Source organism: Achromobacter xylosoxidans (genome assembly GCF_014490035.1).
In the GTDB taxonomy this organism is placed as follows: Bacteria; Pseudomonadota; Gammaproteobacteria; order Burkholderiales; family Burkholderiaceae_B; genus Achromobacter; species Achromobacter bronchisepticus_A.
Genome location: NZ_CP061008.1, coordinates 147,586 through 167,236 on the forward strand (window position 1 = coordinate 147,586; position 19,651 = coordinate 167,236).

The window sequence follows — 19,651 nt, forward strand, 5'->3', positions numbered from 1 at the left end:
TCAGTGGCTGGCGCGGGCGCTGCGGTACTGTCCGGGCGTGACGCCGACGGTGTCGCGGAAGACCCGCGCCAGATGGCTGGCGTTGCCGAAGCCGCAGGCCTGGGCAATGCCGGCCAGGTCGCCCTTGCCGGCCGCCAGCAGCTTGCGTGCATGCGCCAGCCGCCGCGCCCGCACCCAGGCGTGCGGCGGCTCGCCGAAAGAGGTGTGGAACATGCGGGCGAAGTGGTAGGTGGAGAGCGCCGCCACGCCCGCGAGTTCGTCCAGCGTCAGCGGCTCGGCCAGGTGCGCGTCCACGTAGTCCATGATGCGCCGGCGCACGACGGGCGCGAGGCCGCCGCGCAGCGTTGCCGCGGGCCTGCGCGCCACACCCTGGTTCAGCAGATGGTGCAGGACTGTTTCGGCGGCGCTGCTGGCGGCCAGCCGGTCAGCTGTCTGGTTCCAGTCGGTTTCCAGCAGCTGCCGGCAGACGTCGATCAGCGAGTCGTCGTGGATGTAGGTGCGGTCGCGCAGTTCCAGTGTGCGGGGCTCGCAGTCCAGCCGCATGACGGCTTCGCGGGCCAGGCGTTCCGGCGCGATGTACAGGTGCAGGAACTGCACGCTGTCGTTCATGCACCAGCGCGAATAGTGCTCCGAGGGCAGCACGCAGAACTTGCCGGCGCCGCCGTGCAGCCGGTCCGGGCCCAGGCGGAACGACTTGTCGCCGCCGCGCAGATAGAGCGACAGGGTGTGATGGCCCGGGTTGTCGTAGCCCATGGTTTCGTGGGCGCTGCGCGACCATTGCGAAATGGCGATGCCATCGCCCAGCGCGGCGGCGCGCCCCAGCGTTGCGGTGGAACCCGCCAGGGTGCGGAAGACGGAGAAATCGGCCGGGGCCGAGGCGACGGTAGCCATATGGGTGGAATGCTACTGCGATCCCGCGCGCGACGCGTGCGCGCGCGGAAGAAAACCGCAAGAACCGGCAATTCTTGCGGGCCGGGGAGGCGCAAACTTGGTTTCCCGACGGTCTTGCGGACCGCCCTTCCGCGTCCCTGTTTCAGCATCGCATCGTGAACCTCTTCCTGTATTTTCTCACTGTCGTCATCTGGGGCACCACCTGGATCGCCATCAAGCTGCAGCTGGGCGTGGTGGCCATTCCCGTCTCCATCTTCTACCGGTTTGCGCTGGCGGGCCTGGTGCTGTTCGCGGCCCTGGCTCTGACCCGCAAGCTGCAGAAAATGGACCGGCGCGGCCACTGGCTTTGCGTGGGCCAGGGGCTGTGCCTGTTCTGCCTGAACTTCCTGTGCTTCTACACGGCGACCCAATGGATTCCCAGCGGCCTGGTGTCGGTGGTGTTTTCGGCGGCGACGCTGTGGAACGCGCTGAATGCCCGCCTGTGGTTCGGCACCCGCGTCGCGCCGCGCGTGATGGTGGCCGGCGCGCTGGGCTTTTCCGGCCTGGTGCTGTTGTTCTGGCCCGAATTGGCGGGGCAGGAGGCCAGCCATGAAACCTTGCTGGGCCTGGGTTTTGCCCTGTTGGGCACGTTCTGCTTTTCGACGGGCAACATGCTGTCGTCGCTGCAGCAGCGCGCCGGCATCCGGCCCTTGACCGGCAATGCCTATAGCATGCTTTATGGCGCAGCCATCCTGCTGGCGGGGTGCCTGGCGGCGGGTCTGCCATTCGACTTCGATACCTCGCCTTCCTACGTCGGCGCCCTGCTCTATCTGGCGATTCCGGGCTCCGTGATCGGCTTCACCGCCTATCTGACGCTGGTGGGCCGCATGGGCCCGGCGCGGGCCGCCTACTGCACGGTGCTGTTCCCGGTTGTGGCCCTGAGCGTGTCCACCTTTGCCGAAGGGTATCAATGGACGGCGCCGGCCCTGCTGGGCCTGGCGCTGGTGATGCTGGGCAACCTGCTGGTCTTCACCAAGTGGACGCCCTTCGCGCGGGGCGCGGCGGCTTGAGCTTGGCCCAGGGCCGGGCAAAGCCCTAGCGGGTCAGCGCGCGCAGCCCTTCCAGCAGGCGATCGATTTCCGCGTCGTTGGTCAGATAGCTGACCGAGGCGCGCGCGATCTGGGTCAGGCCGCGCGCCTGCATGTCCAGCGGCGTGTAGGACACGCCGTTGCTGCCGATGGTGATGCCCTGCGCGGCCATGGCGCGCTGCACGGATACCGCGTCCTGGCCGGCCAGGTCGAAGGACACCAGGCCCGAGCGTTCGCGGCCCTGGTCCAGCACCGTGATGCCGGGGATGGCCGCCAGTTCGGTCCGCAGGGCCTGGGCCGTGGCGGCGATGCGCGCGCGGATGGCTGGCAGGCCGATGTCCAGGGCTTCCTGCAAGGCGTTGGCCAGGCCGCAGCGCAGCGCTAGCGAGGCCTCCGCCGATTCCAGGCGCGCGGCGTCCTGGCGCAGTACGGGTTCGCCATCGGCGCCCAGGGGCGCGGAATGGGTGTCGACGAAGGCGGGCGTGAGCTGGTCCAGGAAGTCGCGCCGCACATATAGCAGGCCGGTGCCGCGCGGGCCGCGCAATGCCTTGCGTCCCGCCCCGCTCAACACATCGCAGCCGATCTGCGCCACGTCCACGGGCAACTGGCCGACGGCTTGCGCCGCGTCCACGAAGTACGGGATGCCGTGACGGCGCGCCACGCTGCCGATGGCGGCGGCCGGATTGATCAGGCCGCCGTTGGCGGGCAGCCAGGTCAGCGCGATCAAGCGCACCCGCTCATCGAGCATGGCCTCCAGCTCCTGCGGATCGACGCAGCCGCTGTCGTCCGAGGGGATGGTTTCCAGCGTGGCGCCAGCACGCTGCGCCTTGAGCCGCATGGCGGCCAGGTTGCCGCCCCATTCGTGGCGGCCCACCAGGATGCGGTCGCCGGCGCGCCACGGCGCCATCGCCGCGAAGGCCGCGCCCCAGCCGGGCGAATTGCCGCCGGTCAGCGCGATCTCGGCCGCGTCCGCGTTGAGCAGCCGGGCCGCCAGCGTGCGAGCCTGCTCGATCAGCTCCCGCGACCGCACACCCGCTTCCATAGGCCCTTGCGTGGCTTCGCGGTGCAGGTGGGCGTGGATGGCGTGCAGCGTGGCGGCCGAGGGCAGCGACGCGCCGGCGTGATTGAAATGGACGGTGGTGTGCGCGCCTGGGGTCTGGGCGCGCAACGCCTCCACGGCGCTGGGAGTCAAGGGGGCGGACATGGCGGCTCCGGCGGGGATCAGGCTTGCGTGAGCGCGATAACGGCTTCGATTTCCACCGCCACGCCCTGGGGCAGGGACGCCACGCCGACGGCGCTGCGCGCATGGCGGCCGGCGTCGCCGAACACTTCGACCATCAGGTCGGAGGCGCCGTTGGCGATGGCGCTCTGGCGGTTGAAATCCGGCGTGCTGGCCACGAACACGCCCAGGCGCACGACGCGCGCCACGCGGTCCAGCTTGTCGCCGGTGGCGGCGGCGATCTGCGACAGCAGGCCCAGCGCCGACAAGCGCGCCGCTGCCACGCCATCGGCGTCAGAAACCTGGTCGCCCAGGCGGCCCAGATAGGCGGCCTTGCCGTCCTTGCGGGAGATCTGGCCCGAGATATACAGCAGGTTGCCTTCCTGCACGAAGGGCACGTAGTTGGCGGCGGGAGCGGCGGCGGCTTCGAGGGTCAGGCCAAGTTCGGCCACGCGGCCGGAGATCGAGCGGGTCATGAGGGACTCCTGAATAGGGAAACTAAGGGCAAGCCTCATGCTATCGGCCACTGCGGACCCTGACCAATCAATTTTCGCGCAGTACACATGAGTAAAACTAATGTGTATCGTCTTGCTCCGCGGCTACCTGCGCCAGCCACGCGTGGAAGCGCTGCGCCGCGTCGCCAAGCGCGCCGCGCGGCGTCACGAACCACCAGCCGATACGGGGAGATTCGAGCGCGGCGTCAGGCAGGGCCTCCACCAGCGCGCCGCTGGCGAGCTGGGCGGCGATAAGGCGGTGGCGGCCCATCGCCATGCCTTGCCCCGCCAGCGCCGCTTCCACAACGATGTTGTAGTCATGCAGACGCACGGGCCGCACGCCGCCCAGGTCCACGCCATGATGCCGGGCCCAGGCGTCCCATTCGAAGGGATGGCGGGCATGCGAGGCCAGCAACGGAAATCGCAGCAGATCCTGCGGCGTGCGCGGGCGTTTCCTGCCCGCGATCAGCGCGGGCGCGCAGACCACCGACAGCCGCTCCGCCATGATCAACCGCGCCCGCACGCCGGGCCACACGCCGCGCCCGTAGCGGATGGCGACGTCGACCTCGCCGCCCGCGACGTCCGCCAAACCGATGTCGGGCTGCAATTGGAGATCGATGTCGGGATGAGCGGCGGCAAACGCCGCCAGGCGCGGCGCCAGCCAGCGCGTGGCGAACGAGGCCAGCAGCCCGACGCGCAGCGTCTGCCGCACAGTCTCGGGCGCACGGATCTCGTCGGTACCCTGGCGCAGCAGTTCGAAGGCCGCGTGCACGCGCTCGTAATAGGCCTGACCCGCCGCGGTCAGCGCCACGGCGCGGGTGAGCCGCTCGAACAGCGCCACGCCCAGCTCGGCTTCCAACCGTTGGATATGGTGGCTGATGGCGCTTTGCGTCACGAAGAGTTCCTGCGCGGCCAGCGAAAAGCTCATGCGCCGCGCGGCCGCTTCAAAGGCGCGCAGGGAAACCAGGGCAGGCAGGGATCGCGCGGAACGCATGGAGGCAGGCGATGTGGTGATGAGGGAATGCGCATCATCGTACGCCGCGCGCGGCCCGGCAAACAGGCCGCTTGCGCCGCGTCCAAATGCAAAAGGCCCGCAACAAGTTGCGGGCCCTTCAGTACTGCATTCTTTGGCTCCCCGAGCTGGGCTCGAACCAGCGACCTGCGGATTAACAGTCCGTCGCTCTACCGACTGAGCTATCGGGGAACAGGTAGAGGGGGCGAATTATGCACAAAAAAACGGAAGAATGCAAAACGGCCCCGCGCGCGGGTTCAGGCGCTCTGGATCGCCTGCGCCGTGCGGAACAGCTGGGGCACGATGTCGCGCACCAGGCGGTCGGTGGAATAGTCGTGGCGCGGCGCGCTGACGCTGATGGCGGCCAGCGGCATGGCGCGGGCATCGCGCAGCAGCACGGCCGCGCCCACCTGATTCTGCAGGACCTGGTCTTCGGTCAGGGCGTAGCCCTCATCCCGGGCTTGCCGGACCAGCGCCAGCAACGCTTCGGGATCGATCACGGTGCGAGGGGTGAAGGCGCGCGGGGGCGAACGCAGAAGCGCCTGTCGCACGGCTTCGTCGTCCAGCTGCGCTAGCAGTATGCGTCCCGCGCTATTGCACCATGCCGGCATGCGGCGTCCCGGCAGCATTTCCGCCAGGGTCATTTGGCGGCTGGGCAGGCGCAACAGATAGATCATGTCGCTGCCCGCCAGCACGCTCATATGCACCGCCAACCCGCAACGATCGCGCAGCGCGACCAGGTGCGGCGCGGCCATGGACACAAGCCGGTCGCTGCGCAGGAAAAAGTAGCCGAGCTCCACCACGCGCGGCCCTAGGCGGTAGCGTCGCGAGGCGGCTTCCTTGACCAGATAGCCCAAGCGTTCCCAGGTATGCACGAAGCGTTGCGCGGCGCTCTTGCCCAGGCCGGTCACCGTGGCGATGTCGGTCAGGCCCAGCGAGTCGCCGGCATCGCGGAATGCTTCCAGCACCCGGACGCCTTTTTCCAGCGATGCGACGTACAGCGGATCGTCGGCGGCCGCCGGCTCTGGCGGCAACGTTGCCGGTGCGACATCGGGAGGGGATGGCTGGCGCTTTTTCATGGAGGTTTCTCGAGTGCGGGGCAGGCGGCGATGGCAGCCGGGGGCTGGGCAGGCGCTAGTTTCCCCGGATTGTCCGGCTTGGCAATACCCACTATAAAGTTAAGTATTCAATACTTTGTATTGCATAGCAATACTTTTAGGCAGCAAATGACTATCGAATCGACCCTATGCGACATGACCGCCGTCGCGCTGCGCGGGGAAATCGCAGCCGGGCATCTGAGCGCCCGGGAACTCATGGCGGCGCATCTGCGGCGCATCGAGGCCTGGAATCCGCGGATCAATGCCATCGTCACGCTGGACGCCGAAGCCGCAATGGCCGGCGCGGCCCGGGCCGACGAGCGTCAGGCAGGCGGGCAGGTTCTGGGTCTGTTGCACGGCCTGCCCATCGTGCACAAGGACTCGTTCCTGACGGCGGGCATGCGCACTACCTATGGTTCGCCGCTATACCGCGACTTTGTGCCGGAGCGGGACAGCCTGATCGTCAGCCGCGAACGCGCCGCTGGCGCCATCACCCTGGGCAAGACCAATCTGCCCGAATTCGGCGCGGGCTCGCAAACCTTCAATACCGTATTCGGCGCCACCCGTAATCCCTATGACCCGCGCATGACCGCCGGCGGAAGCAGCGGCGGCGCCGCTGCCGCGCTGGCTACCGGCATGGCGCCGCTGGCCGACGGCACGGATATGGGCGGCTCGTTGCGCAATCCGGCCTCGTTCTGCAATGTCGTGGGCCTGCGTCCTTCCCCGGGCCGCGTGCCGCAATGGCCCGCGGCCAGTCCCTACAATACCTTGACCGTGGCCGGACCCATGGCTCGCACCGTGGCCGATGTGGCCTTGCTGCTGGCCGCCACTGCCGGTCCCGATTCGCGCGATCCCTTGGCCATTGAACAGGATCCGGCCTGCTTTCTTGGCGCCCTGGAGCGCGATTTCAAAGGCGTGCGCATCGCCTATGCGCCGACCTGGGGGGATTTGCCCGTCGAACCCGCGGTGGTGCAGGCCCTGGAGCAGCGGCTGCCTGTGTTTGCGGATCTGGGCGCGCGCGTGGAGCCGGCCTGCCCCGACTTTTCCGGCGCGGATGCCGCGTTCCAGGCCCTGCGCGGACAGACCTTTGCCGTGGGCTATGAGGCCGCGTTGCTTGAGCACCGGCATCTGCTCAAGGACACGGTGATCTGGAACATCGAGCTCGGCCTGCGGCAATCCGCCGCCGCCGTCGTGCAGGCGGAGCGGGACCGCGCCGCGCTGTTCGCGCGCATGCACGCCTTCATGCAGACATACGAATTCATGATCGGCCCGGTCAGCCAGGTGCTGCCGTTTCCGGTCGAGCAGGAAACCGTCGGCAGCATCGAGGGTACGCCGATGCTCAATTACATCGACTGGATGCGTTCGGGCTATTACCTGTCCCTGACAGGACATCCAGCCATTTCGGTGCCCTGTGGCTTTACGGCCGAGGGGCTGCCGGTAGGCATCCAGATCGTCGGGCGCTACCGCCAGGAGCGCGCCCTGCTGCAGCTTGCCCACGCGTTTGAGCAAGCCACGCAATGCTGGCGCCGGACGCCGGCTCTGGCCGACTGAACCACACAACCAACACAAGGGGAATTACGCATGATCAAGCACATCGCCAAGAGCGCATTCTTGTGCGCTCTGGCTGTCGGGCCGGCTCTGGCCGCGGCGCAGGACTATCCAAGCAAGCCGATCACGATGGTCGTGCCATTCCCGCCGGGCGGTTCGACGGACGTCATTGGCCGCCTGTTCGCCGCCAAGCTGGGCGATCGCCTGCGGCAGACCGTCGTGGTCGAGAACAAGCCGGGCGCCAATACCGGCATCGGCGCAGCGGCCGTCGCGCGCGCTGCTCCGGACGGCTATACGTTCATGATCACCGGAGCGCCCACTTTCACGCTCAACCCGCTGCTCTATCCGAATCTGAACTACGACCCGATCAAGAGCTACGAGTATGTCGCGATTGCCGGCAGCACGCCCTTCGTGATCCTCACGAATCCGCAGACGGGCATCGCCACCGTTGCCGACATCAAGAGCAAGTCGGCCGCCCAGCCGCTGAGCTTCGGTTCCTTCGGCAACGGTTCCACGCCGCACATCGCGGGTGAATCGCTGGCGCAGCGTACCGGCGCCAAATTGCTGCATGTGCCCTATCGCGGCAGCGCGCCCGCCATGGCCGACCTGCTGGGCAATCAGATCCCGCTGTCGATCGACACGCTGGTCGCGGGCTTGCCGCAGATCAAGGCGGGCAAGGCGCGCGCCGTGGCCCTGACCGGCAACGCGCGCTCGGCCCTGGTGCCTGACGTGCCCACCGTCGCGGAAGGCGGCGTGGCGAACTACGACTTCGAAACCTGGTTCGGCGTGGTGATGCCGAAGGGCACGCCCGCGCCCATCGTCGCCCGCTTGTCCAAGGAGATCGAAGCGGTCATGGCTGAACCCGATACACGCGCCAAGCTGGAGCAACTGGGGTTCGACGCCACGTACGCCGATCCGGCCGCGTTCCGCCGCAAGGTGGAAACCGAACTGGAGCGCAATGTGGCGATCATCAAGGCTGCGGGGATCAAGCCGGATTGAATCCCGGCCGCGCAGAAAAAAGGCCGACTCCTGGAGTCGGCCTTTTTCATTCGTTCTTGGTGCCGGTGAAAGGAATCGAACCCTCGACCTTCTCATTACAAGTGAGCTGCTCTACCAACTGAGCTACACCGGCGCTGCGTACCCGGGGGCACGCGAAGGGCTGCATTGTAATGAAAAAAATGCCGGCCCTGCGGGGATGCCTTATTTGACGATGGTCAGGCGCGGACGTTTGGGTTCGTCGTCGTCTCCGCCGTCGTCGCCGGGGGCGGCGTCGGCGTCGGAGCCTTCGGGCGCGGCGGCGGCCGTCGCGCCCTGGGCGCCCGCTTCCGGCGGTTCGTAGGGCTGCACTTCGAAGCCCATGCCGGCGCCGGTTTCGCGCGCGTAGATGGCGCTGACGGCACCCACGGGAACGTAGACGTTTTCGGTCACGCCGCTGAAGCGGGCCTGGAATTCGATGAATTCGTTGCCCAGCACCAGGCGGTTGGTGGCCAGCGTGCCCACGTTCAACGTGATCTGGCCGTCGCGCACATGGGCGACGGGCACCATGGTGTGCTCGTCGACCTGCACGGTGATGTAGGGCGTATAGCCGTTATCGGTGCACCATTCGTGCAGCGCGCGGATCAGGTACGGTTTGGTCGAAGTTTCACCCATCACGCAACAGCCTTAGCGACGCATCACTTTTTCCGAAGGCGTCAGCGCTTCGATGTAGGCCGGACGCGAGAAGATGCGTTCGGCGTACTTTTGCAGCGGAGCCGCGTTCTTGGGCAGTTCGATGCCGTAGTGGTCCAGGCGCCACAGCAGCGGAGCCACGGCCACGTCGAGCATGGAGAATTCCTCGCCCAGCATGTACTTGTTCTTCAGCAGCATGGGGGCCAGCTGGGCCAGGCGGTCGCGGATGTTCTGGCGGGCGTTGGCCAGCTTCTTTTCGTCGGGCTTGGCGCTGCGGTCTTCCAGCGTCGAGACGTGGACGAACAGTTCCTTCTCGAAGTTGTAGAGGAACAGGCGGGTGCGGGCGCGCATGACCGGGTCGGCGGGCATGAGCTGGGGATGCGGGAAGCGCTCGTCGATGTACTCGTTGATGATGTTCGACTCGTACAGGACCAGGTCGCGTTCGACCAGAATGGGCACTTGACCGTACGGGTTCATCACCGAGATGTCTTCGGGCTTGTTGTACAGGTCGATGTCGCGGATCTCGAAATCCATGCCTTTTTCGAACAACACGAAGCGGCAGCGTTGCGAAAACGGACACGTGGTTCCGGAATAGAGCACCATCATGGCGGTAAGTCCTTTATTGAAAAACGAAAGGCCAGCGCCTTAATCTAGCAGGCGCTGGCCCCAATTGCCAGGCGGGATAGGCGTACAGCCCTATCCGCTGATGCCGTCCCCATTTGCAATCGGGGACGGATAAGAACCTGGCGGGGCGTTGCGGTTAGCGCACGTGTTTCCAGTACGAGGCGTTGAGGCGCCAGGTAACCAGGAAGAACAGCAGCAGGAACAACATGACACCGACGCCGAGACGGACGCGGAATGTCTGGACGGGTTCGGCCATCCAGGACATGAACGCAGTCAGGTCGGCGACGTCGTTGTCGTATGTTGCGACTTGGGCCGGGTTAGCGGCCTTGAATTTGGCATCGAAGGTGGCATGGCCGTGGTAGTTGGCTACCGGTTCGGCCTTGACCGTGGAAAAACCCTGTGCATCGTACACCGTGGTGACGCGTTCCCAGGTTTTGGGGGCGCCTTCCTTGCCTTCGACCTCGTGCATGGCGACCGTCGTGAGCTCGCGCGGACCCTGCACTTCCCAGAGCGCGTGGGGCATGCCCACCGACGGGAAGACCAGGTTGTTCCAGCCCGTGGGACGCGCGGTGTCGCGGTAGAAGGTGCGCAGGTAGGTGTAGATGTAATCGGCGCCCGAGGGGCCGGCGTTCACGGATTTGGCGCGCGCGATCACGGACAAGTCCGGGGGCGTCGTGCCGAACCACTGCTTGGCGTCCTTCGGGGTCATGGCGACGTTCATCATGTCGCCGACCTTTTCGCCGGTGAACAGCAGGCTTTCCTTGATCTGCTGGTCGGTCAGCCCGATGTCCTTGAGCTTGTTGTAGCGCATCGAGGACGCGCTATGGCAGTTCAGGCAGTAGTTGACGAACAGCTTGGCTCCGTTCTGCAGCGACGCCATGTCGTTGACGCGGTACGGGGCCTTGTCCAGGGGGTAGCCGCCTCCGGCGGCGAGGGTGGCGGTACACGTGAGCATCAAGGCCACGGCACCAATCAGCTTCTTGATCATGGTTAATCCGTTATCTGGTGGGCTCAGTGGGCGTGGAACGTGACGCGGTCGGGCACCTTCTTGAAAGTGCCCAGGCGGCTCCATACCGGCATCAGGAAGAAGAATGCCAGGTACAGCAGCGTGCCGATCTGCGAGGTGACGTTCAACGGCGGACTGGGCGGCTGCGTACCGATGTAGCCGAGCACCAGGAAGTTGACCATGAAGATGCCGTAGATCCACTTGTGCCAGGTCGGGCGGTAGCGGATCGACTTGACCGGGGAATGGTCCAGCCACGGCAGGAAGAACAGGATGACGACCGTGCCGCCCATGGCGACCACGCCCCAGAACTTGGCGTCGATCACGCGCAGCAGCACGGCCACGACGATCAGGATGCCGGGGACGGCGATGCGCATGAAGCCCTTCAGGTTGCTCTTGACGAGCAGCGCGATGGCGCCCAGCACGGAAGCGCCCGCCAGCACCCAGGTGAACTCGTCGGTGGTGGCGCGGAGCATCGAGTAGAACGGCGTGAAGTACCAGACCGGCGCGATGTGCGGGGGCGTCTTCAGCGAGTCAGCGGGGATGAAGTTGTTGAACTCGAGGAAGTAGCCGCCCATTTCCGGCGCGAAGAACACGATGAACGCGAACACGAGCAGGAAGCCGGCGACGCCCATCAGGTCGTGCACCGAGTAGAACGGGTGGAACGGGATGCCGTCCTTCGGGCGGCCGTACTTGTCCTTCGGGCCTTGCTTGATCTCGATGCCGTCCGGGTTGTTCGAACCGACTTCGTGCAGCGCCACCAGGTGGGCCGCGACCAGGCCCACCAGCACCAGCGGGATGGCGATGACGTGGAAGGCAAAGAAGCGGTTCAGCGTGGCGTCCGACACGACGTAGTCGCCGCGGATCCAGATCGACAGCTCAGGACCGATGAAGGGAATGGCCGCGAACAGGTTCACGATCACCTGTGCGCCCCAGTAGGACATCTGGCCCCAGGGCAGCAGGTAGCCGAAGAAGGCTTCCGCCATCAGACAGAGGAAGATCGCGACGCCGAAGATCCACACGAGCTCGCGCGGCTTGCGGTAGGAACCGTAAAGCAGTCCGCGCAGCATGTGCAGGTACACGACGACGAAGAACATCGACGCGCCGGTGGAGTGCATGTAGCGCACCAGCCAGCCCCACGGGACTTCGCGCATGATGTATTCGACGGACTGGAACGCGCGTTCCGCGTCCGGCTTGTAGTGCATGACCAGGAAGATGCCGGTCACGATCTGCAGCACCAGCACCAGTAGGGCCAGTGAGCCAAAGAAGTACCAGAAGTTGAAGTTCTTCGGTGCGTAGTACTCGGACAGATGGGCTTTCCAGGTAGAGGTCACCGGGAAGCGCCGGTCCAGCCAGCCCAACAGGCCTGTCGTCTCGACGGTTTTCTCGCCAGCCATGTAACGGCTCCTTCTCTCACGTGGCGTAATGCGGATTTACTTACGTAATTCGGGAAAAAAGCGCGACGCGCGCGTCAGGCCTTGTTGTCTTCATCGACGCCCACGATGATGCGGGTGTCGGTGAGATATTGGTACGGCGGGACTTCGAGGTTGTCGGGAGCGGGCTTGTTCTTGTAGACACGGCCGGCCAGATCGAACGTGGAGCCGTGGCAAGGACAGAGGAAGCCGCCCTGCCAGTCGGCGCCCAGACTGCCGCCCTTTTCGAAGTGGGACGTGGGCGAGCAGCCGAGGTGGGTACAGATGCCGACGCAGACGAAGAGCTCGGGCTTGCGCGAGCGGCCTTCGTTTTCGGCGTATTTGGGCGTGAAGCCGGGGCGCTTGGAATCAGGATCGGCCAGCAGCGCGTCCTGGGTCTTGAGACCAGCGAGTTGTTCAGGCGACCGGTGGATGATCCAGACCGGTTTTCCGCGCCATTCAACCGTCTTCATGGTGCCGACGGGAATGTCGCCGACGTCCACTTCAACGGGAGCCCCGGCAGCGCGGGCCTTTTCGGAGGGAGAAAACGTGCTCACAAGCGGCACTGCCGTTGCGACACCTGCTACGCCACCCACAGCACAGGCGGTGGTAACCCAGAAACGTCGCGAAGGATCAGGTGGCAGGTTGGGATCAACCGCACCGTCATCATCGTGCACCAGCGTATCCTGACTCATCTTCCTATCCTTGTTGATGCGCCCGCTCTACGAGTAGCATCACTTCTGCGGCATCGGGTTCGCGGGAATTTGTAACAACATAGCAACCGCGTATTATAGCGCCAGCCCACTCACGGGCGTATCACGAAGGGAGTGCTTTTATGAGCAAAGCGACTGGTTTCGTCAAAGAATTCCGAGATTTCGCTGTCAAAGGCAACGCAGTGGACCTGGCGGTCGGTGTCATCATCGGCGCGGCGTTCGGCAAGATCGTCGATTCGCTGGTCAAGGACATCGTCATGCCGTTGGTCAACTTCATCCTCGGAGGCTCGGTCGATTTTTCGAACAAGTTCCTGGTTCTGTCGATGCCGGCCGGCTACAACGGCCCCATGACCTACGCCGACCTCACCAAGGCCGGTGCCAACGTATTTGCGTGGGGCAACTTCGTCACGATCATCATCAACTTCGTGTTGCTGGCCTTCGTGATCTTCTGGATGGTCAAGGCCATCTACAAGGCCCGCACCAAGGCCGAGGAAGCGCCGGCGCCCGCCGCGACGCCCGAAGACGTGGCGCTGCTGCGTGAAATCCGCGATCTGCTCAAGAAGCCCTGATCCGATGCTGCCGCCGGCCCGGGATCCGCATGGACGCGGATCCGGGCCGCGGCTGGCGGACGTTCCCGCCGGCGCGTGCCGGCCCCCGCTGAACGATCCGCTGCCTGTTCCCTTCCCCTAGTCCCGTTCTGCTGCCATTTGCCGTTCGACGCGCCGCGCGAACATGGCGAAGCTTGCGCGCACGATGCTAGGCTTCAACAGGAAATCGTGCGATTCGGCGGCCAGCGCGTCATTCACCGGTTTCACCTCGCCATAGGCGGCGGCTGCCTGTAGTTGATTGCGGGCGGCGCGTTCGATCAGCACCGACAGGTACAGCGCTTCCTCGATGCACGAGCCCGCTGCCAGAAAGCCGTGGTTGGCCAGCAGGATGCTGCGCTTGCCGCCCAGCGCCGCCGAGATGATCTCGCCTTCCTGGTCGGCGATGGGCAGGCCGGGCCATTCCTTCAAATGGGCACAGTCGTTGTGGAACGGCGTCGCGTCCATGTGCGCGACCACCAGCGGCTGCCCCGTCATGGACAGCGTCGAGACATGGGGCGGGTGCGTGTGGATGATGCACTGCACGTCGGGACGCTGGCGATAGACCCAGAAGTGAAAGCGCACGGCGGGGTTGGGCGTGCCGGGGCCGTCGAGCACCTCCATGTTGTCGTTGATGCGGATGACCGAGGCCGGGATGATCTCGTCGAAGGCCTGGGCCAAGGGCGTCGTCAGGAACGTGCCGTCTTCCTTGCGCACGGTGATCTGGCCCGCCAGGGTTTCCGAATGGCCTTCGCTGGCGAGAATGCGGCAGCTCAGCGCCACCTTTTCTTCTTCGCTCCAGTTCCCGAAGTCGAGCTTGTTCGCGGAGCGCGCAAAGAAGGCGTCGGCATGGGCTTGTTTTTCCAGCATGGGGTCTCCTTGGGATAATGGCTCCATTACACGCCGGCCTCCGCCGCCCGCGATTGACCGATCACGAACGAGGGTTGACTCAATGCGACAGGAAGACCGGCGCCTTTCGGCCAGTGTTGGCCGACCCGACAGAGTGTTCCGAGCATGCCACGCGCCCGCCAGACAGTGAATCCATCCGCCCGGCCCGCCTGTTCCGAGGCGGATCTGAACTTTGCGCCGCAGTTCCGCCCTTTCTATGCGCAGGAGATCGCCGGCTACGAGCGCGAGCTGGACAAGCTGGTGCTGCCGGGCGAATTCAGGGCGCTGACCGAACCGCCCAGGCTGCTATTGCAGGCCTGCAGGCTGCGCGCGGGCGGGCTGGTGGTGAGCCTGGAGTCCACGCCGATCAGCGTGCACCACCGCGCGGAGCATGCGGCCGATCTGGAGCATGCGGAGTTCCTGGCGAGCTTTGTGATTGCGGGCCATGGCGTCATCGTGCAGAACGACGCGACGCTGCCGCTGGAACCCGGCGACATCATCTTCCGCACGACCGCCCTGCCATCGGAAATCCGGATGTACACCGATTCGCGCATCGTGGTGGTCAAGGGGCCGCTGTCGCGCCTGCTGGGCGCGCATAGCCTGGCGATGTCGCAGTTCACCGCGCAACGCGGCGTGGCGGTCCTGCCCATGGTGCAGACCGCCCATCGCTGCCTGCATCATGTGTTCTTCGACAAGGCGGAATCGAATCCGACGTCGTCGCTATTTGCCGAGCAGGCGCTGTTGGCGCTGCTGGCCTCGATCTACACCAGCCAGGCGTTGGAGAAGATACCGGGCGATGCGCGCGCGCCCGCCGACAACTGGCAGGTGCTGGCCAGCTATATCGATGCCCACATCACCGATCCGGAACTGTCGGTGCAGGCGGTGGCGGATGTGCTGCGCGTGACCACGCGCTGGGTGCACCGGCTGTTCAAGATGCGCTCGCTGCAATACACCAGCTATGTGCGTGAACGCCGCCTGCAGCTGGCCCGGGAAGCGCTGGAGGATCCGCGGCGCGCGCACGTCGAAGTCAAGGACATCGCGGCGTCTTGCGGCTTTCAGCACGCGAGCCATTTCATTCGCCGCTTTCATGAACGCTTCGGCATGTCGCCGGCCCTGTATCGCAAGACCGCCAGAAGCGGCAACGGCGGCGCCTAGCGCCGCGCCGCCTGCTCATGCCGTTCCTGCGCGTCAGCCCCGGCGCATGTCCTGCGGGGTGGGCTTCATGAGAAACGCGGAGCTACCCGCCACGATGCCGAGGAAGGCCAGATAGACGCCGACGGGAAGAATGCTGTCGAACTTCTGCACCAACGTGGCCGAGATCAGCGGCGCCAGCCCGCCGCCGATGGCGGCCGAGAACTGGACCCCGATGGACAATCCGGAATAGCGCAGCTCCGCGGGAAACTGCGCGCTGTAGAGGCTGGATTGCGGCGCGATCATGATCGCGTAGTTGAAGGCCATGGCGACGAAGACGGCAAGGCTGTACGCCATCAGCGAACCGCTGCCCACCGCGAGAAAGATCGGAATGGCCATGAGTCCAAGCAGCATGCCGCCCCAGCCACAGACGCGGCGCGCGCCGATGCGGTCGGCCAGCACGCCGAACAGCGGAATGGTGAACATCAGCACGCCAGCGCCGTAAAGCAAGGCATGCAGCGCGTCGGCGCGGCTGAAGCCGAGCTTGGACACCGCGTAGGAAACCGAGAACACCAGAAAGGTGTAGATCAGCGTGACCTCGGCAATCTTGCAGCCTATGCACAGCAGCAACGATTTGCCGTGCGCGCGCAGCAATTCGCCCAAGGGCATCTTGTCTTGCACGGACTGTCTGTTGCGCGCCTTCTCGCGCTTGACCTCTTCGAATTCAGGCGATTCGTCGATGCCGTGGCGGATGAACAGGCCGACGACGATCAGCACTGCGCTGGCCAGGAACGGCAGGCGCCAGCCCCAGGACAGGAAGTCCGCTTCCGGCAACCGCGTCACCAGCGCGAAGGAACCCACCGACAGCAGGATGCCCAGGGGCGCGCCCACCAGCGGCAGGCTGCCGAAGAACGCCTTCCATTTGGGCGGCGCGTGTTCTACCGCCATCAGCATGGCGCCGCCCATCTCGCCGCCGAACGACAGCCCCTGGCCGATGCGCAGCACCACCAGCAGCACCGCAGCCGAGATGCCGATTTGTTCATAGGTCGGCAACAGCCCGATGAGCACCGTGCAGATCCCCATCAGCAGCAGGCTGAGCGTCAGCATGGATTTGCGGCCGATGCGGTCGCCGAAATGGCCGAACAGGATGCCGCCGATGGGCCGCGCCAGCATGCCGCTGGCGAAGGCGCCGAAGGCTGCCAGCGTGCCGGTGACGGGGTCGAACTGCGGGAAGAAAATCTTGTTGAACACCAGCGCCGCGGCGGTGCCGTAGGCGAGGAAGTCGAAGGCTTCCACGGCGGTGCCGATGACTGTGGCAACGGCGACCCGGAACAGGTTCGGTTTCTTGTGTGATTGGGCAATAGGCTGCGCGGCCTGGATGGCGTCCATGTGGTTCCCTCTTGTCTTGTAGTAATGGTTCTTGTCGTTGTGCGCGGGACTCAGGGTCCTGGCGGCACGTACCCTGGCAACTGCTGGATGCGCTTGCGCCACGCCGCGATGGCGGGATAGGCGGCGATGTCGATGGCGGCTTCCTCGGCCAGCGCCAGGTAGCCGTAGCAGGCGATGTCGGCCACGGTCGGCGCTTCGCCGCCCGCCAGCCAGGCGTGGTCCGCAAGGCGCTTTTCCAGGCGCTGCAGCACGCGGTCGGTGCGGGCCTGCATGCCGGGCACGTCGAGCAAGGCCTCGCTCACGCCCAGGTGGTGCGCGGCCTCGGCGTTGCTTACCACGCGCGTCAGGCGCAGCGGCTGCAGGCTGTTGGCGATCTCGTTGGCGGACACCGATATCCAGGCGTGCATGGCGCCGATGCGAGGCAGCGGCGCCAGCCATTCGGGGGCGTAGTGATGCGCCAGATGCAGCAGGATGGCGTGGCTGTCCCAGATGGCCGTGTCGCCATCGGTCAGCGCGGGGATCTGCTGGAAGGCGCTGACGCGCTCGAACTCCGCGGTCTGGTTCTTGCGGGCCAGCACGTCGACGAACCTGCTTTGGTAGTCCCGGCCGATGAGCGCGAGAAACAGGCGCACCTTGTAGCAGTTGCCGGAGCGCGGGTGGTCGTAGAGGGTCAGCATTCAATGGCTCCGTGTGTAGGAGGCCCGGCCGGAAAAGGCCGGCAGCGGGCGGCTGCATGGAATGCTAGGGCGCTGGACTGCGCGCGGAATTGACAGGGAGAGAACCGCGATTGACCAGATGCGACGCACAGGCGCCGCCTTGATCGCGCCCTCTGGTTTTCCCCTAGCCGAGTCCTGCGGATTCGGCACGGACGGCGCGCACGGTCGCGCTGGGAGCCGTGCAATGAAAACGCCCCCTTGCGGGGGCGATCTTGAGGAGGCGGAGCCGGTTATGCCGGGTTGTCGATGTCGACGAATTCGACCTTGATGCCGAAGCGTTCCGCGACCGCCTGGCCCAGCGCCTGCGCGCCGTAGCGCTCGGTGGCATGGTGGCCCGCGGCGATGAAGCCCACGCCGGTTTCGCGCGCCAGGTGCACGGTGGATTCGGAAACCTCGCCCGTGATGTAGGCGCTGGCGCCCGCGTCCGCCGCATCGCCCAGCATGCCTTGCGCGCCGCCCGTGCACCAGGCCACGCGCGCCAGGGGCATGTCCGGGTCGCCCACCACCAACGGCTGGCGGCCCAGGCGTTCGGCCACTCGCTCGCCCAGCTGGCCCAGCGTTGCCACGCCCGTCGCCGTACCCAGCCAGACCAGGTTGTCTGGGCCACAGGTTTGCGGCGCGCCGTCATCGCGCAGCGCGGGCGTCAGGCCCAGCACGCGCGCCAGCTGCGCGTTGTTGCCCAGCGTGGGATGCGCGTCCAGCGGCAGATGGTAGGCGTACAGGTTCAGGTCGTTTTTCAGGGCCAGGGCCATGCGCGCGCGGCGCGTGCCGATGACGCGGCGGTCTTCGTTGCGCCAGAGCCAGCCGTGATGCACCAGCACCGCATCCGCGCCGCGTTCGACCGCCACGCGCAGCAGGGCTTCGCTGGCCGTGACTCCGGCGATAATGTGTGCGATTTCGGATCGGCCTTCCACCTGCAGCCCGTTGGGGCAATAGTCCTTGAAGCGTGCCGTTTGCAGGGTGTCGTCCAGCCAGTTGGCCAGGACGTGGGAGTCCACTTTACTCATAGCTAGTCCTATCAGAATCATGCGCCGATATTGGCTGATCTTTGCTCAGGCCGTCACGGTCTGCCTGGGTATTCTATTCGTCGTGACGACCTTGCGGCCCGACCTGCTGCGGCTGGCCGGGCCGGCGGCGGGACCTCAGTCCGCGGCGGCCGCCGCAAGACCGCCCGTTGCGCGCGCCCAGGCCACGGCGTCCTATGCGGACGGCGTGGCCCGCGCCGCGCCTTCCGTGGTCAACGTATACACCACCAAGCACGTTAACGTGCCGCTGATTCCGCTGCCCGACGATCCGGTGCTGCGCCAGTTCTTTGGCCAGGTGCCGGGCGTGACGCGGCGCCAGGCCTCGACCAGCCTGGGGTCCGGCGTGATCGTGAACCAGGACGGCTACGTGCTGACCAACTACCACGTGGTGCAGGCGGCGGAAGCGATCGAGGTTGCGCTGTCCGACGGCCGTCGCGATACCGCGAAAGTGGTGGGCGCGGATCCGGACACCGATCTGGCCGTGCTGAAGCTGGCCACCTTGCGGTCCCTGCCCGCGGCCACGCTGGCGCCGGACCGGGGCTTGCGGGTGGGCGACGTGGTGCTGGCCATCGGCAATCCGTTCGGGGTGGGGCAGACCACCACGCTGGGCATCGTATCGGCGCTGGGCCGCAACGGGCTGGGACTGAACACCTACGAGAACTTCATCCAGACCGACGCGGCGATCAACCCCGGCAATTCCGGGGGCGCGCTGGTCGACGCCGCCGGCAATCTGGTGGGCATCAATACCGCCATCTATTCCGAATCGGGCGGGTCGATGGGCATAGGCTTTGCCACCCCCATCGAGATCGCGCGCAAGGTCATGGACGAGATCGTCAAGACCGGCGCGGTCAAGCGCGGTTGGCTGGGCGTGGAGCCGCAGGACGTAACGCCGGAGCTGGCGCGTGCGTTCGGGCTGGATCGCGATACCGCGGGCGTGATCATCGCCGGCGTGATGCGCGACGGGCCGGCGGCGCGCGGCGGCCTGCGGGTGGGGGACATCGTGCAGTCGGTCAACGGCAAGCGCATGATGGACACCGCCAGCCTGCTGTCGGAGATCGCGCAGCTGCCGCCGGGCCAGAGCGCCAAGCTGGGCATATTGCGCAGCGGTAAGCCAGCCGAGCTGGCGGTGGTGGTGGGCACGCGCCCGGGCAAGCCGCGCTAGGACCGCGC

20 protein-coding genes and 2 tRNA genes are annotated in these 19,651 nt (G+C 66.1%); 6 read left to right on the forward strand and 16 right to left on the reverse strand.

Features of this window, described 5'->3' with window-relative positions; translation table 11 throughout:
* Positions 1 to 891, reverse strand: coding sequence for a helix-turn-helix domain-containing protein (locus IAG39_RS00695; RefSeq protein WP_118933471.1), 891 nt, complete (start codon positions 889 to 891; stop codon positions 1 to 3).
* A 155-nt stretch (positions 892 to 1,046) separates the two neighbouring features.
* Here IAG39_RS00695 and IAG39_RS00700 point away from each other — a divergent pair, with 155 nt between their 5' ends.
* Positions 1,047 to 1,940 (forward strand): DMT family transporter, encoded by an 894-nt coding sequence (locus IAG39_RS00700; protein ID WP_118933472.1) that lies wholly within the window; start codon positions 1,047 to 1,049, stop codon positions 1,938 to 1,940.
* Positions 1,941 to 1,965: 25 nt separating this feature from the next.
* Here IAG39_RS00700 and IAG39_RS00705 read toward each other — a convergent pair whose 3' ends face one another.
* The 5 genes from IAG39_RS00705 to IAG39_RS00725 all read right to left on the reverse strand — a co-directional run bounded on the left by IAG39_RS00705 (position 1,966) and on the right by IAG39_RS00725 (position 5,762).
* Positions 1,966 to 3,162, reverse strand: a complete 1,197-nt coding sequence (locus tag IAG39_RS00705; protein WP_118933473.1) for an aminotransferase class V-fold PLP-dependent enzyme — start codon at positions 3,160 to 3,162, stop codon at positions 1,966 to 1,968.
* 17 nt (positions 3,163 to 3,179) lie between these two features.
* Positions 3,180 to 3,653 carry a RidA family protein gene (locus IAG39_RS00710; RefSeq protein WP_054455544.1) on the reverse strand — a complete coding sequence of 158 codons (474 nt, stop codon included), beginning with the start codon at positions 3,651 to 3,653 and terminating at the stop codon, positions 3,180 to 3,182.
* A gap of 97 nt (positions 3,654 to 3,750) precedes the next feature.
* The gene (gene gcvA, locus IAG39_RS00715; RefSeq protein WP_118933474.1) at positions 3,751 to 4,665 is read right to left on the reverse strand and encodes a transcriptional regulator GcvA; all 915 of its coding nucleotides are present in this window, start codon (positions 4,663 to 4,665) and stop codon (positions 3,751 to 3,753) included.
* 134 nt (positions 4,666 to 4,799) lie between these two features.
* A tRNA-Asn gene (locus tag IAG39_RS00720) sits at positions 4,800 to 4,875 on the reverse strand.
* A gap of 65 nt (positions 4,876 to 4,940) precedes the next feature.
* Positions 4,941 to 5,762 (reverse strand): IclR family transcriptional regulator, encoded by an 822-nt coding sequence (locus IAG39_RS00725; protein ID WP_118933475.1) that lies wholly within the window; start codon positions 5,760 to 5,762, stop codon positions 4,941 to 4,943.
* Between the two features lie 147 nt (positions 5,763 to 5,909).
* Between IAG39_RS00725 and IAG39_RS00730 the strand changes: the two genes are divergently transcribed.
* Complete coding sequence (locus IAG39_RS00730; protein ID WP_118933476.1) at positions 5,910 to 7,331, forward strand: amidase; 1,422 nt, start codon at positions 5,910 to 5,912, stop codon at positions 7,329 to 7,331.
* Between the two features lie 30 nt (positions 7,332 to 7,361).
* Positions 7,362 to 8,327, forward strand: coding sequence for a Bug family tripartite tricarboxylate transporter substrate binding protein (locus IAG39_RS00735; RefSeq protein WP_118933477.1), 966 nt, complete (start codon positions 7,362 to 7,364; stop codon positions 8,325 to 8,327).
* A 57-nt stretch (positions 8,328 to 8,384) separates the two neighbouring features.
* Here IAG39_RS00735 and IAG39_RS00740 read toward each other — a convergent pair.
* The 6 genes from IAG39_RS00740 to petA form a co-directional block, all read right to left on the reverse strand.
* Positions 8,385 to 8,460: transfer RNA gene (locus IAG39_RS00740), tRNA-Thr, on the reverse strand.
* A gap of 68 nt (positions 8,461 to 8,528) precedes the next feature.
* On the reverse strand, positions 8,529 to 8,978 hold the full coding sequence (locus IAG39_RS00745; RefSeq protein ID WP_118933478.1) for a ClpXP protease specificity-enhancing factor: 450 nt from the start codon (positions 8,976 to 8,978) through the stop codon (positions 8,529 to 8,531).
* Positions 8,979 to 8,990: 12 nt separating this feature from the next.
* Positions 8,991 to 9,602 carry a glutathione S-transferase N-terminal domain-containing protein gene (locus IAG39_RS00750; RefSeq protein WP_006388039.1) on the reverse strand — a complete coding sequence of 204 codons (612 nt, stop codon included), beginning with the start codon at positions 9,600 to 9,602 and terminating at the stop codon, positions 8,991 to 8,993.
* 154 nt (positions 9,603 to 9,756) lie between these two features.
* Entirely contained in the window at positions 9,757 to 10,608 is an 852-nt protein-coding gene (locus IAG39_RS00755) for a cytochrome c1 (RefSeq protein ID WP_059376756.1), read from the reverse strand.
* Positions 10,609 to 10,631: 23 nt separating this feature from the next.
* On the reverse strand, positions 10,632 to 12,020 hold the full coding sequence (locus tag IAG39_RS00760; RefSeq protein WP_059376757.1) for a cytochrome b: 1,389 nt from the start codon (positions 12,018 to 12,020) through the stop codon (positions 10,632 to 10,634).
* Positions 12,021 to 12,094: 74 nt separating this feature from the next.
* Positions 12,095 to 12,730 (reverse strand): ubiquinol-cytochrome c reductase iron-sulfur subunit, encoded by a 636-nt coding sequence (petA, locus tag IAG39_RS00765; protein WP_054455534.1) that lies wholly within the window; start codon positions 12,728 to 12,730, stop codon positions 12,095 to 12,097.
* A 140-nt stretch (positions 12,731 to 12,870) separates the two neighbouring features.
* On the opposite strand from petA, the gene mscL reads away from it, so the two are divergent.
* Positions 12,871 to 13,317 carry a large conductance mechanosensitive channel protein MscL gene (mscL, locus tag IAG39_RS00770; protein WP_042795720.1) on the forward strand — a complete coding sequence of 149 codons (447 nt, stop codon included), beginning with the start codon at positions 12,871 to 12,873 and terminating at the stop codon, positions 13,315 to 13,317.
* 117 nt (positions 13,318 to 13,434) lie between these two features.
* On the opposite strand, the gene IAG39_RS00775 is transcribed toward mscL, so the two are convergent.
* Positions 13,435 to 14,202, reverse strand: a complete 768-nt coding sequence (locus IAG39_RS00775) for an aldolase (RefSeq protein ID WP_118933479.1) — start codon at positions 14,200 to 14,202, stop codon at positions 13,435 to 13,437.
* Positions 14,203 to 14,346: 144 nt separating this feature from the next.
* Between IAG39_RS00775 and IAG39_RS00780 the strand changes: the two genes are divergently transcribed.
* Entirely contained in the window at positions 14,347 to 15,375 is a 1,029-nt protein-coding gene (locus IAG39_RS00780) for an AraC family transcriptional regulator (RefSeq protein WP_059376761.1), read from the forward strand.
* 33 nt (positions 15,376 to 15,408) lie between these two features.
* Here IAG39_RS00780 and IAG39_RS00785 read toward each other — a convergent pair whose 3' ends face one another.
* The 3 genes from IAG39_RS00785 to IAG39_RS00795 form a co-directional block, all read right to left on the reverse strand.
* On the reverse strand, positions 15,409 to 16,740 hold the full coding sequence (locus tag IAG39_RS00785; protein ID WP_118933480.1) for an MFS transporter: 1,332 nt from the start codon (positions 16,738 to 16,740) through the stop codon (positions 15,409 to 15,411).
* 50 nt (positions 16,741 to 16,790) lie between these two features.
* Positions 16,791 to 17,417, reverse strand: coding sequence for a glutathione S-transferase family protein (locus IAG39_RS00790; protein WP_059376767.1), 627 nt, complete (start codon positions 17,415 to 17,417; stop codon positions 16,791 to 16,793).
* A 269-nt stretch (positions 17,418 to 17,686) separates the two neighbouring features.
* On the reverse strand, positions 17,687 to 18,463 hold the full coding sequence (locus IAG39_RS00795; protein ID WP_118933481.1) for a Nif3-like dinuclear metal center hexameric protein: 777 nt from the start codon (positions 18,461 to 18,463) through the stop codon (positions 17,687 to 17,689).
* 19 nt (positions 18,464 to 18,482) lie between these two features.
* On the opposite strand from IAG39_RS00795, the gene IAG39_RS00800 reads away from it, so the two are divergent.
* Complete coding sequence (locus IAG39_RS00800) at positions 18,483 to 19,643, forward strand: trypsin-like peptidase domain-containing protein (RefSeq protein WP_059376772.1); 1,161 nt, start codon at positions 18,483 to 18,485, stop codon at positions 19,641 to 19,643.
* Positions 19,644 to 19,651 lie beyond the last annotated feature (8 nt).